This is a genomic window from Sedimentisphaera cyanobacteriorum, from assembly GCF_001997385.1.
In the GTDB taxonomy this organism is placed as follows: Bacteria; Planctomycetota; Phycisphaerae; order Sedimentisphaerales; family Sedimentisphaeraceae; genus Sedimentisphaera; species Sedimentisphaera cyanobacteriorum.
The window spans coordinates 735,856-750,638 of record NZ_CP019633.1 but is presented as its reverse complement, the minus strand read 5'-3'; the positions used below and the strand labels follow the sequence as shown (position 1 = coordinate 750,638).

General features: G+C 46.4%; 10 protein-coding genes and 1 pseudogene. 5 read left to right on the top strand and 6 right to left on the bottom strand.

The window, feature by feature from the left end:
• Window positions 1-95: 95 nt before the first annotated feature.
• Window positions 96-1,318: pseudogene (locus tag L21SP3_RS02870) on the top strand (IS4 family transposase).
• 305 nt (window positions 1,319-1,623) lie between these two features.
• Here L21SP3_RS02870 and uxaC read toward each other — a convergent pair.
• From uxaC to L21SP3_RS02845, 5 genes are read right to left on the bottom strand one after another with little or no spacing between them, the layout of a single operon-like run.
• The gene (uxaC, locus tag L21SP3_RS02865) at window positions 1,624-3,033 is read right to left on the bottom strand and encodes a glucuronate isomerase (RefSeq protein WP_077539251.1); all 1,410 of its coding nucleotides are present in this window, start codon (window positions 3,031-3,033) and stop codon (window positions 1,624-1,626) included.
• Between the two features lie 27 nt (window positions 3,034-3,060).
• Window positions 3,061-4,512, bottom strand: a complete 1,452-nt coding sequence (gnd, locus tag L21SP3_RS02860) for a decarboxylating NADP(+)-dependent phosphogluconate dehydrogenase (RefSeq protein WP_077539250.1) — start codon at window positions 4,510-4,512, stop codon at window positions 3,061-3,063.
• A gap of 27 nt (window positions 4,513-4,539) precedes the next feature.
• Window positions 4,540-5,607 carry a sugar kinase gene (locus L21SP3_RS02855; RefSeq protein WP_077539249.1) on the bottom strand — a complete coding sequence of 356 codons (1,068 nt, stop codon included), beginning with the start codon at window positions 5,605-5,607 and terminating at the stop codon, window positions 4,540-4,542.
• 30 nt (window positions 5,608-5,637) lie between these two features.
• Complete coding sequence (locus L21SP3_RS02850) at window positions 5,638-6,888, bottom strand: lactate racemase domain-containing protein (RefSeq protein ID WP_077541808.1); 1,251 nt, start codon at window positions 6,886-6,888, stop codon at window positions 5,638-5,640.
• A 44-nt stretch (window positions 6,889-6,932) separates the two neighbouring features.
• Window positions 6,933-7,751 (bottom strand): SDR family oxidoreductase, encoded by an 819-nt coding sequence (locus tag L21SP3_RS02845; RefSeq protein WP_077539248.1) that lies wholly within the window; start codon window positions 7,749-7,751, stop codon window positions 6,933-6,935.
• 100 nt (window positions 7,752-7,851) lie between these two features.
• On the opposite strand from L21SP3_RS02845, the gene L21SP3_RS02840 reads away from it, so the two are divergent.
• From L21SP3_RS02840 to L21SP3_RS02825, 4 genes are all read left to right on the top strand, one after another.
• On the top strand, window positions 7,852-9,075 hold the full coding sequence (locus tag L21SP3_RS02840) for an ROK family transcriptional regulator (protein ID WP_077539247.1): 1,224 nt from the start codon (window positions 7,852-7,854) through the stop codon (window positions 9,073-9,075).
• 18 nt (window positions 9,076-9,093) lie between these two features.
• Window positions 9,094-10,104: a TRAP transporter substrate-binding protein gene (locus L21SP3_RS02835; protein ID WP_077539246.1), complete on the top strand. Its 1,011-nt coding sequence runs from the start codon at window positions 9,094-9,096 to the stop codon at window positions 10,102-10,104.
• Window positions 10,105-10,198: 94 nt separating this feature from the next.
• Window positions 10,199-10,615 (top strand): TRAP transporter small permease, encoded by a 417-nt coding sequence (locus L21SP3_RS02830; RefSeq protein ID WP_227806798.1) that lies wholly within the window; start codon window positions 10,199-10,201, stop codon window positions 10,613-10,615.
• Window positions 10,615-12,000 carry a TRAP transporter large permease gene (locus L21SP3_RS02825; protein WP_077539245.1) on the top strand — a complete coding sequence of 462 codons (1,386 nt, stop codon included), beginning with the start codon at window positions 10,615-10,617 and terminating at the stop codon, window positions 11,998-12,000. The genes L21SP3_RS02830 and L21SP3_RS02825 overlap by 1 nt, the downstream gene beginning before the upstream one ends.
• 96 nt (window positions 12,001-12,096) lie before the next feature.
• Here L21SP3_RS02825 and L21SP3_RS02820 read toward each other — a convergent pair whose 3' ends face one another.
• Window positions 12,097-14,778, bottom strand: coding sequence for a beta-L-arabinofuranosidase domain-containing protein (locus L21SP3_RS02820; RefSeq protein WP_077539244.1), 2,682 nt, complete (start codon window positions 14,776-14,778; stop codon window positions 12,097-12,099).
• Between the last annotated feature and the right edge of the window lie 5 nt (window positions 14,779-14,783).

Genomic DNA, 14,783 nt, shown 5'->3' with positions numbered 1-14,783 from the left:
CATAGAAGAGCAAAATACAAGATGTTTCTTTAAAATCAGCGGGGTATGAGTTACACTAATTCTTTCAGTCTAATTAAACAAATTAGGAGTAACCCATGACACCCGCCAAACATCAATATAGCATTCTTAAGCAAATATGCCAACATATTCCTGCACATCTTGTTTCAAAATTGTCTCGGTCTTTCGGTATTGACAAGCAATCACGAACATTTTCTTGCTGGTCGCACATTGTATCTATGCTTCATGTCCAGATTGCTCACAGTCTCTCGCTCAACGACGTTTCCGACACATTGCGTAATCATTCTGGAGCTTTGACTCCTATCCGCCGTGCAACCCCTCCAAGCAGGAATGGGCTTTCTCATGCAAACAGGGTTCGAGATCCTCTTATGGCAGAGACTCTCTTCTGGGAGGTGCTGTCCCATATCCAGAACAAACATCTTGATTTTGGGAGAGGCCATAAGTATTCCGGCCTTCCGAGGCGTTTTAAGAGAGCAATATATGCGGTTGACTCAACCACGATCCAGCTTGTAGCCAACTGTATTGACTGGGCTAAACATCGCAGACGAAAAGCGGCTGCAAAGTGCCATATGCAGCTGAATCTCCAGACGTTCCTGCCTCAATTTGCTATTGTAAAAGAAGCCTCAACCCATGATTCGACAGAAGCTTATCAGCTCTGTCAGGACCTTAAAAGCGGCGAAATAGCGGTTTTTGACAAGGCTTACGTGGATTTTAAGCATCTAGCAGATCTTGACAGGCGAGAATTATTCTGGGTTACCAGAGCCAAAGATAATATGAAATATCGTTTTGTTAAACAGAATACAGAACCAAAAGGTAATATCCAATACGATGCTTTAATTGAACTTGAAATGCCGAAAAGCCGCGAGGCATACCCGAAGAAGCTCCGTTTAGTTAAGGCTTATGTGGAAATTAACGGCGAGAAAAAGCTTATGAAATTTATCACGAACAATATGCAGTGGGCGCCGAGCAGTATTTGCGACCTATATAAGTGCCGCTGGGGTATAGAGGTGTTTTTCAAGCAGATAAAACAGACTTTGCAGCTAAGCGATTTCCTAGGGCATAGCCAAAAAGCAATTCTATGGCAAGTATGGACGGCTATGCTGGCTTATATTTTAATAAGGTATATAGGTTTCCTCGGTCAGTGGAAAGGAGCATTCAGCCGATTGTTTACTTTACTGAGGGGTTATTATTCAGCCGGCTGGATGTTTTTAGCGTTATGGCTGCCTGTGGGACAGCACGTGGTTCACCGCGTATGGTTGGCAGCCCTCAGCAGGCTTATTTGCCGGGTTTTAATATGTAGCAAGATTTTACGAAAATAAAGAGGTGAAAAGAGAGCGGGCAGTATTGAGCAAAAAACTGCCAATTGAACAAAAGCAAAAAAAATGCAAACTGGGGTAATTCAAATCCTTCAAGAAAAGGGCGTTTTAATACAATAAACAAGCCCTCAACGATAAATTTATGGACTTATGGGATGGCTGTGAAATCATTCTTCAAAATTCATCTTTCTTCTCAGAGTTAATATATATCTGTCCTGAATTTTTACGAAAAAAGGCGAAGTATAAACTTCGCCTAATTTAAGGTATTAATGAAAAAGGTTTTATTTGTTCAATCAAGGTCTATCTGAAAGTAATTTTCTGCGTTGTTAAAGCATATATCCTGAACCATTCTGCCCAGAGAATTCAGGTGATTCGGGACAATTCCGTTTTCGATATCATTGCCGAGAATATTGCAGAGAATCCTCCTGAAATACTCGTGCCGCGGATAGGAAAGGAAGCTTCGGGAATCAGTGAGCATACCAATGAATCTGCTCAGCAATCCGAGGCTGGAGAGAGCTTCAATTTGCCTTTCCATGCCTGATTTGTTGTCCAAAAACCACCAGGCCGTGCCGAACTGCATCTTGCCCGGGATGCTTCCATCCTGAAAATTGCCTATCATAGAGCCTATAAGCTCATTATCTCTGGGGTTCAGGTTGTAGATAATGGTTTTTGCGAGGCTGTCATTGGTGTTTAATCTGTCTAAAAATTTAGATAAGGGCCTAGCAAGTTCGGCATCGAGAATCGAATCAAATCCCGTATCCGGGCCTAGAGACTTAAACATCTTCGAATTGTTGTTTCTTATTGCACCGAGATGAAGCTGCTGCGCCCAGCCTCGGGAGTGATTCATAGCAGCAAGCTCAGTCAGCATTGCAGATTTGAATTTGTTCACTTCATCGCGGTCAAGTTCTTTGTTTGAGCGAATTTTTTCAAAAATCGCTTTGATTTCCGATTCGGTGTAATCCTCAGCAAAAACAGTTTCAAGGCCGTGGTCTGATATGCGGCAGCCGTTTTGGTGGAAAAAGCTGTGGCGTTTTTTGAGGGCTTCCAGATAGGCGTGAAAATCACTAATCTCTATATCTGCTGCCTCGCTGAGCTTCTCAATCCACTGATTGAGCTTATCAGTATCCTCCGCAGCCATGGCTTTGTCCGGCCGCCACGTTGGGAGAACTTTGATTTCAAATCCGTCTTCAGCAATCTTTTTGTGATATTCGAGGCTGTCAACGGGGTCGTCTGTGGTGCAAACTGCCTTCACACTCATCATTCGCATCAGATTTCGGGTGCTGTACTGACTTGATCTAAGCATTTCGCTTGCTTTATCGTATATCCTGTCTGCGGAGGCGGGACTGAGAAGCTCATCTATACCAAAATAACGCTTCAGCTCCAGATGAGTCCAATGGTGGAGCGGACTTTTCAGGGCATAGGGGATAGTTTCAGCCCATTTGCGGAATTTTTCGCGGTCTGAAGCGCTGCCGGTTGCAAATTTTTCATCCACTCCGTTAGTACGCATAGCACGCCATTTGTAGTGGTCGCCCGCGAGCCACGCCTGAGTGATATTTTCAAACATAGCATCCTCTGCCACCTGTTTAGGGGGCAGATGACAGTGATAATCAAATATCGGCATATCCTTTGCAAATTCGTGGTAAAGCCTTTGGGCTGACCCGCTTTTCAGGAGGAAATTATCTGTTATAAAGTTATCCATACTGCTTTCCTTTCGGAGATTAGTTCACTAAACAATATAGCTTGAAGAAGCGGTTTCTCCTCCGCGTCCTGTCCAGTTGGTATGGAAGAATTCGCCGCGAGGTTTGTCGATCCTCTCGTAGGTGTGAGCTCCGAAATAATCCCTCTGTGCCTGAAGCATATTTGCAGGCAGACGCTCGCTTCGATAGCCGTCGTAGAATGCAAGCGCGCTGCTGATAGCCGGCACAGGAATCCCCTGCTTAACGGCAGTTGTTACCACACGTCTCCAAGCATCCTGACTGTTTTGTACCGCTTCTGCAAAGAACGGATAGAGAAGGAGGTTGGTAAGCTCTGGATTCTTGTCGAAGGCTTCTTTAATCTTTCCGAGGAATACCGAACGTATAATGCATCCTCCCCGCCACATAAGTGCTATTCCGCCATAATTGAGATTCCATCCATATTCTGCTGCAGCTGCACGCATAAGCTGATAGCCCTGAGCATAGCTTACGATCTTCGAGGCATAGAGCGCCTTGCGGAGATCGTCAATCATTTTAGCCTTGTCGCCTTCAAACTCAGCATCAGGCCCGGAAAGCACCTCAGAAGCTTTTTTCCGTTCATCTTTGAGTGCTGAAAGGCAGCGCGCGAAAACAGCCTCTCCAATGAGCGTAAGCGGCTGACCTACATCCAGAGAAGCTATCGCTGTCCATTTGCCTGTACCTTTCTGGCCGGCAGTATCGAGGATTAAATCGAGAACATACTGCCCGCTTTCATCCTTGCAGCCGAGTATATCGCGGGTAATCTCTATGAGATAAGAATCCAGCTCGCCTTCATTCCAATCGGTGAAAACGTCCTTCATCTGCTCATTACTCATACCGAGGCCGTATTTCATAAGCTGATATGTTTCGCAGATCATCTGCATATCGCCGTATTCGATGCCGTTGTGAACCATCTTAACGAAATGGCCTGCTCCGTTTTCGCCAACCCATTCGCAGCAGGGCTCGTCCTTTTCTGTGTGGGCTGAGATTTTCTGGAATATGGGCTTTACGTGCTCCCAGGCAGCTGGGCTTCCCCCCGGCATTATAGAGGGGCCTAAAAGAGCCCCTTCCTCGCCACCCGAAACGCCTGTTCCGATATAGAGCTTGCCCTTGCCTTCCACATATTCAGTTCTGCGGATTGTATCGGGGAAATGGCTGTTGCCCCCGTCTATTACAATATCTCCGTCGTCAAGATGGGGTAGAACCTGCTCAATAAAAGCATCGACAGGTTTTCCCGCCTTTACCATAAGCATAATTTTTCTCGGTGATTTGAGCGAGCTGAGCAGCTCTTCTATACTCCGGCAGCCTATAATATTTTTGCCCTTTGCCCTGCCGTTCATAAAATTATCAACCTTGGAAACCGTGCGGTTATAGCAGGCAACGGTGAAGCCTTTGCTTTCCATATTCAGGATGAGGTTTTCACCCATCACCGCCAAGCCTACTACTGCTATATCTGCTTTTGCCATATTATTATCTCCTAATGTTAAATTCTATTATCTTTTTACTCTCGCATTGCCTTCCCAGATGCTCCATAGCTGGTCTTCATCTGCTGGCTGGGCGTAGTCTGTTAGCATAGTGGCAGCGAGGGCTCCGCCTGCCCATCCGAAACGGGCACAGTTTGCTGCATCCCAGCCTTTAAGTATGCCGTAAAGCAGGCCGCCAACGAAGCCGTCGCCGCCTCCGATACGGTCTAACACGCCTATCTCTCTGGGGCTTATTATCTCCCAGTCGCTGCTGTCTGTAAGAATCGCTCCCCATTTATGCGTGTTTGCCGAAACCACCTCACGGAGCGTGTTTCCAAACCATTTCGCATTCGGATAGGCCTTCTGTATTCTTCCAATCATTTCTTTGAAGTTATCGATTTTTTCTTCCAGGCCTTTTCCGCCTGATTCAGGGCCTTCAATCCCAAGGCAGAGCTGAAAATCTTCTTCATTTCCGATAAGTATATCGCTGTTTGAAGCAATCTCAGCGAAAGCCTCGCCGAGCTCTTTCTCACGGCCTTTCCAAAAGCTTGCCCTGTAGTTAAGATCGAATGAGATAAGCGAGCCATTTTTCTTGGCAGATCGAACCACATCAAGGCAGAACTGGCTGGATTTCTCTGACAATGCCGCCACTAAACCGGACAGGTGAACTATGCGGGCTCCCTCTTCTGCAAAGATTTTTTCGAAATCGAAATATTCCGAGCTCAGCTCTCTTCCAACTTCGCCTGCTCTGTCGTTGTGCACGCGCGGCCCGCGTGAGCCCCAGCCGCTGCCGGCCATATTTATCTGATGACGAAAGCCCCATGGCCCGCCCTGTTCGAATTCTGCTCCTTCATAGTCCATCCCGCGGCCTTGGAGGTTGTCCTTAATGAAGCGGGATACAGGACTGCCTTTTACAAAGGCGGTTAAAACCTTCACGGGCATACCCAGATATGAGGAAACGCTTGCTACGTTTGTTTCAGCGCTGGTTGCCTGCATTTTGAAGGTTTCGGTGCAGTGGAAGGGCTGAGAATTCTCGGGGGTCAGCCGGAGTCCCATACTAGTTGGAACAAGGATAGAATATTTTTTCATATCGTTCATATTTTCCCCAATCTTTATTAAATATTTGCCTTAACTCTTCCAGAGCCCGAGCCCTGGATTTGAAATGAAGTAAACTTCTTCGCCTTCAATGTTATTAAATCCGTCCTTCAACATTTCAGGGCTGTATTTTCTCATTATCTCATCCAAACTGGCGTATCTGAAATTCACCGATTCAATCTCCTCTCTTGTTAAGCCGCCCGGGCAGTAAGTGATATTGAACCGCCCTTCTGAGGAGCCGTGTATCAGGTGGGCGGCAGCGCTTAGATTATCGCTCAAGTCGCTGTTTTTCTCTGTCTGTTCAAGCACATTCGGCGTTCCGGTGTAGCCGTATTTGCGAATCAGTTTGTCGATCTGTTTATCCTCGCCAAATTCCTTAACGCTCGGGGCAAGAATTATCAGTTCGCCCCCGTCCGCCATTGCCATACGGGTTCTGTATATAGCCTTGTTTCCAAGCCATGTGCTTTTGTATTCGTCTGCCTCAAGCAGGACAACTGCCTTCTTCAGCGGCTTTTCTACTTTGGTTACGTTCACTTTCTCAGCCAGCTCCGCTGCTTTATGGAAACACTGCTCATCATCGCCTACAAAAAGTCCTCGAGCTGTATTACCGTTTTCACCAGCCTCGATCACTGTATGGGCGTAAACAACAGGAAGGCTTTTCGCAAAATTCTCGCTTGCGTAATTCAGAACGCTTCTAACGGGATTCTCCGCTTTGCCCATTATCCGCTCCATCCCGTAAACTGCACCCAGATAATGGCTTTTGTTTATACCTTCTGCCCCGCCCGTCCCGACAAATATGTTCTTGTTGTAGTTTGCCATACCGATAACTTCATGCGGTACCACCTGGCCGATCGAAAGAATCAGGTCAAAACCGCCTTCTACAAGCAGTTTATTCACCTGCGCAGGCCAGTCGAAATTGAGCCTGCCCCCGCTGACATCGCTGATATAGCTTGAAGGTACGTGGCCGAGGGCTGTTATATCCTCCCTCCAGTTGTGAACGCGGAAAAGCTCCTTTGGCACATCCCCGAACATCCGCTTGATTTCAGCTGCTGTCATAGGGTTATGAGTTCCAAGGGCGGGGAGAATATCAGTTAGCTTATCCCCATAATACTCCCACGCAAAGCGGGTAAGCTCGCCTGCACGGGAATAGAATCTCGTATTGTCCGGCGGTATCACCAGAACCCTTTTGCGGCCAGAAAGCTTGTCCAGAGCCTCATACAAAACCGTTCGCAGATCCTCGCCGGATAGGTTGGTGTTTTCACTGCCTGTGCTGCTGTAAAGCATAATTAAATTGCCTCTAAAATGGGTAAACTGCTGCCCTGCCGTTATCAAACACCGCTGAAAGCACTGAAGCCCCCGTCGATAGGGATTACGGTTCCTGTTACAAATCTTGAAGCATCGCTTAAGAGCCAGAAAACGGTGCCGCTTAGGTCTTCAGGCTTTCCGAATTCGCCCATAGGTGTATGTTCTATAATCGTGGAGCCCCTGTCAGTGAGTTCGCCTGTTTTTTCATCAGTGAGAAGAAAGCGGTTCTGTTCAGTGAGGAAAAAGCCCGGGGCAATAGCGTTCACCCTTATCTGCGGAGAATAATTTTTTGCCATATGCACTGAAAGCCATTGAGTGAAATTGCTTACTGCGGCCTTTGCTGCGGCATAGCCGCAAATGTTGGTCAGGGGTGTTAGAGCTGCCATACTTGATACATTTAGTATGCTGCCCTGCTTTTTATCAGCGAAATACTCTCCGAAAACCTGAGAAGGTAGAAATGTTCCAAAGAAATTCAAGTTAAATACGAAATGCATAGCATCCTCAGGAATATCAAAAAACTTCAAATCTCCTGAGGCAGTAGCATCTTTTCTGTTCCCTCCTGCGGCGTTTATAAGACCGTCAACCCCGCCCATGAGCTCTTCAGATTTTTCAAGTGTCTGGCGGACTTCATCCTTTTTCAGCACATTACACTTCACTGAGACAGCAAAACTGCCCTGCTCATTTATTTCGCCTGCAACCTTTTCGGCATTGTCCTGATCGTTATCAGCAATGCACACTTTCGCTCCGGCAGCAGCGAGATCTTTGGCCATTCTGCTTCCTAAAACGCCTGCTCCGCCGGTTATAACGTATTTTTTTTCTGTTAGGTCAAATAAATTATTCATTTGGCAACCTCAATATAGTATGATTAAACTCAAGCTTTGAGTTTTATTATAACTGAAAAATTTTCAATTTCAACGAATAGTTTCTTGAAAAGCTCATTGAATGAGTTATTATATAAATATGAACTTAACTGCTATAGATTCTAAAAACGCCGGTCTCAAGAATGAAAAGCTTGTCCTGAATATTCTTCGCAGGCAGGAACCGCTTTCTCAAGCTCAGCTCTGTCAAAAAACTGAACTGGGCAGTTCTACTGTAACCTATATTGTAGGTCGGCTGCGAAAAAAAGGGTTAATTCAGGAAACGCAGGTTGAAAGCGTAAAAAGAGGAGCCCGGCCGAAGTTGATTTCAATCAACCCATCCGGTGGGTTCGTGGTGGGCGCAGAAATCTCACCAAGTCATATACTATTAGCATTATACGACCTTAATTCCTCTCTAAGAGACAAGGTTAATCTTTCTTTAGAGTTAGACCGTTCCGCTGAAAATGTTGTAAAACTTGCAGAAATCAGCATCAAAGGATTGCTCAATAAATACGAAATAAGCAGTAATATGCTTGGCGGTATAGGTTTAGCATTAAGCGGTTCAATATCACCAGAAGGTGTTGTTAAGCTATCAGGCCCTCTTGGCTGGAAAAACATCCCGCTCAAGGCAATGCTCGAAGATTATTTCGAATGTCCGATTTATGTTTTCACTACCAAAGTACGGCTTCTTGCTGAGTTGAACGCATCTCCATCACTTACTAAAAAGAACATTGTTTACTTCAATGCCGCCGATGGAGTGGGAGTTAATACTATAGTAGATGGAAACCTTATCAACGGGGCAACAAACCGCTGCGGAGAGATTGGGCATATTGTAATAGACCCAAATGGGCCTCTATGCGGTTGCGGGCAGCGCGGCTGTCTTGAAGCGCATATATCAGGACCTGCAATAGCTGACAAGGTAAAAAAAGACCTTGCATCCGGCGTTCAAAGCGGTTTTTCCAAAATTATTATTGAAGATGACCAGCCTGAAGTAGTCGCCGGCAAGTGGAAAAAGCTTATAGAAGAAGGCGATGAATACGCCTTATCACTTAGAGATTACGCTGCCGAGAAAATAAGCTGGGCAGCAGCTGCTGCTATTAATATATTCGACCCGGACGTGTTAATTCTTGCCGGATATATCAATGAGGTCAGTTTTGATTATTTTAAGCATCATCTCTTGAGTCGTTTTGAAACAAATGTTTATGACGAATCTTCAAGAAATATCGAGATAAGACTTGCTCAGGCAGGCCATAATGCCTTGATGAAAGGTGCATCTGCGGCAGTTTTAGAAGAACAGTTTAGTATCTAATTTTTAAGCGGGGTAAACGTGAAAAAAGAATCTTCATTTTTTGTAAGCGGTTTAATAATAGGCCTTATTATAGCAACGGGCATATTCTCATTGTTTGTCCGTTCTATGGAAGGCAGGTCTGAGAAAACCGTTCTTAAACTCGGCCACTGCCTTGACACAAACCACCCCGTTCATAAGGGCATGGTCTTTATGAAGGAGCGTTTGGAGGAGCTCTCCGGCGGGACGGCCACAATCGACATCTATCCAAGCAGTGTACTGGGCTCGGAGGTGGAGTGTATAGCGCAGCTTCGCAGCGGCGACCTTGCAATGACCAAGACTTCAGCAGCATCTCTGGAAAATTTTGTACCTGAGCTGAAGGTTTTCGGCCTTCCATATCTATTCCGTTCTGAAGAGCATTTCTGGACAGTACTAAAAAGCGAGCTTGGGGGCGAACTGCTTAAAAAAGGCAATGATAAAGGTGTTCAAGGGCTTTGCTACTACGATTCGGGGAGCAGAAATTTTTACACTAAGGACAAGCCTGTAAAAACTCCGGAGGACCTGAAAAACCTGAAAATAAGAGTAATGAACAGCGAGATGGCAATGAAGATGGTAAGCTCGCTGGGGGCATCCCCCACACCAATCGCCTGGGGCGAGCTCTATACAGCTCTTGCTCAGGGAACAGTGGACGGGGCTGAAAACAACCCGCCCAGCTTCACGACAAACAAGCATTACGAAGTGTGCAAGCATTTCTCCAAAGATGCTCACACCCGCATACCTGATGTGCTTCTTATGAGCACAAAGATATGGCGCAGTTTGGACAGCAGGCTTCAAAGCTGGCTGATGAAAGCTGCGAAAGAATCCAGAGAATATCAGAGAGAGCTTTGGAAAGAAGAAACAAAAAGATCGCTTGAATTTGCTGAAGAAAACGGCGTAACAATACATGAAGTAGATCAGAGCCTCTTCGCAGAAAAGGTGCAGCCTATGTATGAAGCGATTGAGAATGAAGAAATCATCAAGCTTGTAAAGAAGATTCGAGAGATTAAACCATGAATATAGAGCTTCTTAAAAAAGCAAGATTCTGGCTCTGCCGAATGCTTGAATACGGACTGATAATTGCAATGGCGGTGCTCGTTCTCGATGTATTGTGGGGCGTGTTCACACGCTTCGTTCTTGGGGGCAGGCCAAATGGACCGAAGAGCTGGCACGCTTCCTTTTGGTATGGGTTGCACTTCTGGGCGGTGCGCTGGCATTTGGGGAAAATGCCCATTTGGGAGTTGATTATTTTGTGGGCAAACTCGCTCCCGAGGCCAGGAAGCTTGTAAAGGTTTTTACGCAGCTGACAGTGCTGTTTTTCGCTATTGCTGTTTTCATAATCGGCGGGGTTCAGGTGGCCTCTGCGAATATGGACCAGACAACCGCTGCCCTTACGCCCGCTTTAGGCGTAACGATGGGGCATGTATATTTTGCTCTGCCGATTGCCGGTGCGTTTATAATTTTGTTTACAGCCGAGCAGCTTGCAGAAACAATTCTTGAAAAAGACCAGCAAAAGGAGGACAACTAATGGGTTCAATCACACTGATTCTTGTACTTGGATTTGTACTCCTGCTGATAATCAACGTTCCTATAGCGGTTTCAATTGCTATAGCAGCCTTTATGGCGATCGCTGCTCAGGGAAGCGACCCCACAGTTATGGTGGCGGCGAAGATGGCCGAAGGGGTAAACAGCTTCGCTTTGCTTGCGATTCCGTTTTTTATTTTTTCCGGCCAGCTAATGGGTAGAGGCGGTATGGCACGAAGACTTATCGACTTTGCCAATTCATTAGTGGGTATGTTTCCCGGCGGACTTGCATACGTAAACACGCTTACTTGCATGCTGTTCGGATCTATTTCGGGCTCTGCAGCAGCTGCGGTTTCATCAGTAGGCGGTTTTATGATTCCGGAAATGAACAAGAAAGGCTACAACCGCGAATTCAACGTAGCCGTAACCACAACCGCTGCAACTACAGGACTTCTTATCCCTCCGAGCAATGTAATGATTGTTTATTCCGTTGCAGCGGGGAGCGTATCCATTGCTGCGATGTTTATGGCAGGGATAATTCCGGGGATAATCACAGGACTTTTTATAATGTTCGTATGCGGCTATTTTGCCTTCAGATACAAATACAGCTCTGCAGACAGGGTTTCGTTTATTGAGGCACTGCTGTCGTTCAAACGGGCAATTCTGAGCCTTCTGCTTGTAATAATAGTAATAGGCGGGATTCTGAAAGGAATATTCACAGCCACAGAGGCTGCTGCGGTAGCGGTGCTTTATGCATTTATCCTCTCGGTTTGGGTGTATCGGGAGATAAAGATGAAAGAGCTTCCCGAAATACTCAAGCGAACTGGAATAACAACTGCTGTGGTAATGCTTCTTATAGGAGCAAGCTCGGGGATGAGCTGGATAATGACAATGGCCAACATACCGCAGTCTGTAAGCAGCGGGCTTATAAGCCTCTCTGACAACCCTGTTGTAATCCTCTTTACAATCAATCTGCTGCTTCTTTTTGTGGGCACTTTTATGGATATGACCCCGGCAGTGCTTATCTTTACGCCGATATTCCTGCCTGTAGTAAAAACTATGGGTATGCACGAGATCCACTTCGGGATTATGCTCATTGCCAACCTCTGCATCGGACTGTGTACGCCGCCGGTGGGGACTTGCCTGTTTATCGGATGCGGTGCAGGAAAGACTACTATCGCCAAAGTTACACGTTATATGCTCCCGTTCTTCGGGGCAATGGTTGTCTCGCTGATGGTAATTACCTACGTCCCGAAGGTATCGCTCTGGCTGCCTGTTAAAACGGGGCAGTTAAAAGCGGAGGCTGTAGAAAAAACAGTTGAGCAATGGAACAGCAGCGTTTTGGGAATGAAGCAGGAAGATCCAGCTGAAAAGCCCGCTGAGGAATAGTCCATCATATAGTTATTTGTGATAAAAATTTAAGGGTGCTTCCCGTCTGAAAGCACCCTTTTTTCAACATTTGTCTGCAGTCGGCAATCTAATGAATCAATGGCTTGGTTTTGTGTTTTTATAGAGCTGCTTGACCTGCGAATCGCTCAAGCCGTAATTGTAAATTCGCACATCATCCATAAGCCCCTGAAAGTTTTCATCGGCAGACCAGTTGCTTTTGCCGATGAAATTGCGGGTTCGCTTTATATTTGAGACCTCTATTTTTCCATCGGCTATAAGTTTGCCGTTCTTGAAAAGCTTAGCATTGCCTGAAGGGCCTGCAGCAGCGGTAAACATCTGCCATTCATTGAGCTCTACAGCATCTTCCGCCCGAACAAGGCCTGATGAGCTTGCTCCTGTAAAGGAATCGAATATCAGATTATTCGAATCCGCCTCACGCGTTAGAAAGATATTGTCTGAAGCCGCGCCGCTGCCTAAATCCACAAACCTCGCCCATCTATTAACTGCTGTTGGATATGCCCATACAGAGATTGTGCATCCCTTTACAAAATCATCAAAACCTTCGGGCAGTTTGATATAGTCGCCGGTACCATCGAAATGGAGACAGCTTCCTGCAGCAGTTTCTTTTGAATCTTCATCAAAAGAAAGCCCGTCAGCGAGTTTGCCGGTGCCGCCTTGTCCGCTTGAATCTTTTGCAGCAGTTCCTGATTCCTCTTCAAGCTTCCAATGGCCAAGCATCTTTTTAACGGTAGGCTTAGGAATTGGATTTGCCAAATCTTTCTCTTCAGGCAGCCATACCGCCATTTGACCTTCGCCTCTGTGAGCCCATGCGTAATACGGGATTGCAGTAAAATCAACTTTTTTAGATACTGCCAAGGATTTTTCGTTTTCGAAAAGACCCTTTACAGTGCCTGTAAGAACGCAGCCTTTATCAGCAACGCCATTAAGGCCAAGCATATCCTTGCGGTATTCAGCCTTGAACTCTGCATTTTCGGGGATATACAAATGCGTTACACGTTTGCTGTTAAAATCAGGCCATTCAGCGCAGTAAACAATCGGCCCTCTTTCCATGGCAATTCTGCCCCTGTCCGCTTTGATATTCGGATGCGGCAAAACCTTCCTAACCTTCATCGGCAGGTTCAGCTCAATTTTATCCCCTGACTTCCATTTGCGGCTGATAGCAGCGTAGCCTTTTTGTGTTTTCAGCGGGACTGATTTTCCGTTTACAGAAAGCTCGGGCTGTTTATCAAACATTTCTTTATAGCGGTAGAGGCTGCTTGGGACAGGTTTATTCCGTGCCCAGCCGGGAATGCGGAGATACACTGTAAACCGAGCCTCATCTTTTGGTGAAACTTCTATTGAGATATTGCCCTTCCAAGGATAACCGCCCTTCTGAACAAATTCAACCTGAGTGTTCGACAGCTCAAACCCAGCCTTGCCCGGAATAAAAAGATTAACCCATACCCCGTCCTCGCTGCGGGCATAAACATAGCCGGGGATAGAAGGGATTGTACGTGCAATATTCCCTATGCAGCAGTTGCATTCAAACCACGAGCTCCGTGAATAGCCGCCGCTTGAGACGAGCGGATTGGGGTAGAAGAAGGTATCACCTTGCAGCGATACTCCGCTGATTAGCGAGTTGTAGAGGCTGCGTTCGAGGGAATCTATATACCTGCCTTCCTTGAAGCGAAGGAACATACGCTGATTCCACATAACATTTGCAATCTGAGCGCAGGTTTCGCAGTATCCGTCGTTCGGTAGCTCGTAAGGCCTGCCGAAAGACTCTCCGCCATGCTTTGCTCCTAGCCCGCCGGTAATATACATCTTTGTATCATTGATGCTGTGCCATATCTTTACCAGCGTATCCATAAGCTCTTCGCTGTAGCCAGAATCCGGAATCCGAGAAGCTATATCTGCCATACCTATGTACAGATAAAGCGCCCTTACAACGTGGCCTTTGGCCTCTTCCTGCTGGAGTACGGGTTTGTGGTCCTGATGGTATTCGCCCCAAGGCTCGTAGTCTTCTGTAACCCTGCCCCGAATATCAACGAAATATCTGGCAAGTTCCAAGTAGTCTCTATTGCCGGTAACATCAGAAAGCCTTGCGAGGCCTGATTCAACAATCTCATGACCGGGCGGGATTTCAACGCCGCTCTCATGAAAGGTTTCCACCAGAAGATCGGCAAATTTCACTGCTACATTCAGAAGCGATTTCTTGCCTGTAGCCTGATAATGAGCAATCGCGGCTTCAAACAGATGTCCCGCGTTGTAAAGCTCGTGGCTCATAGAGAGATAAGACCACCTCTCTTTTCCGCTCCATATATCACCGCTATTGGTGCGGACGGTATAAAGATACCCGTCTTCTTCCTGGGCCGCTGCGATAAGCTCTATAAGCTCATCAAGATAATTCTCAAGCTCCTGGTCGGGCGAAACCATCAGAGAATAGCTCGCTCCCTCAAGCGTTTTGTATATATCGGTATCATCAAACGGAAAATGATAGCGGGGCTTGCCGTTTTTAAGGCCGCCTGCTATTGCAAAGTTGTCTATCCGGCCGGTTTCTTCAAGCTTATTGAATATATGCGGAACGGTAACCTTGCGGTTTGTCTGCAAGCGGGGAAGCCAGAATTCATCGTTAAAGCTCACCTCTGTAAAAGGCACAGGCTCGAGATAATCCTGCACTTTGCGGCTGTTTTTCTCCGCTGAAAACAAATCGCTGCGCATCAGCAGAATACAGAAAACAGCTAAAACTGAACATAAAAAAAACTTCCTGATTCTCATAATTC

Bases quoted from the DNA above. Each gene is read 5' to 3' on its own strand.
- uxaC (WP_077539251.1), bottom strand. From the start codon at position 3,033: ATGGATAACTTTATAACAGATAATTTCCTCCTGAAAAGCGGGTCAGCC.
- gnd (WP_077539250.1), bottom strand. From the start codon at position 4,512: ATGGCAAAAGCAGATATAGCAGTAGTAGGCTTGGCGGTGATGGGTGAA.
- L21SP3_RS02855 (WP_077539249.1), bottom strand. From the start codon at position 5,607: ATGAACGATATGAAAAAATATTCTATCCTTGTTCCAACTAGTATGGGA.
- L21SP3_RS02850 (WP_077541808.1), bottom strand. From the start codon at position 6,888: ATGCTTTACAGCAGCACAGGCAGTGAAAACACCAACCTATCCGGCGAG.
- L21SP3_RS02845 (WP_077539248.1), bottom strand. From the start codon at position 7,751: ATGAATAATTTATTTGACCTAACAGAAAAAAAATACGTTATAACCGGC.
- L21SP3_RS02840 (WP_077539247.1), top strand. From the start codon at position 7,852: ATGAGTTATTATATAAATATGAACTTAACTGCTATAGATTCTAAAAAC.
- L21SP3_RS02825 (WP_077539245.1), top strand. From the start codon at position 10,615: ATGGGTTCAATCACACTGATTCTTGTACTTGGATTTGTACTCCTGCTG.
- L21SP3_RS02820 (WP_077539244.1), bottom strand. From the start codon at position 14,778: ATGAGAATCAGGAAGTTTTTTTTATGTTCAGTTTTAGCTGTTTTCTGT.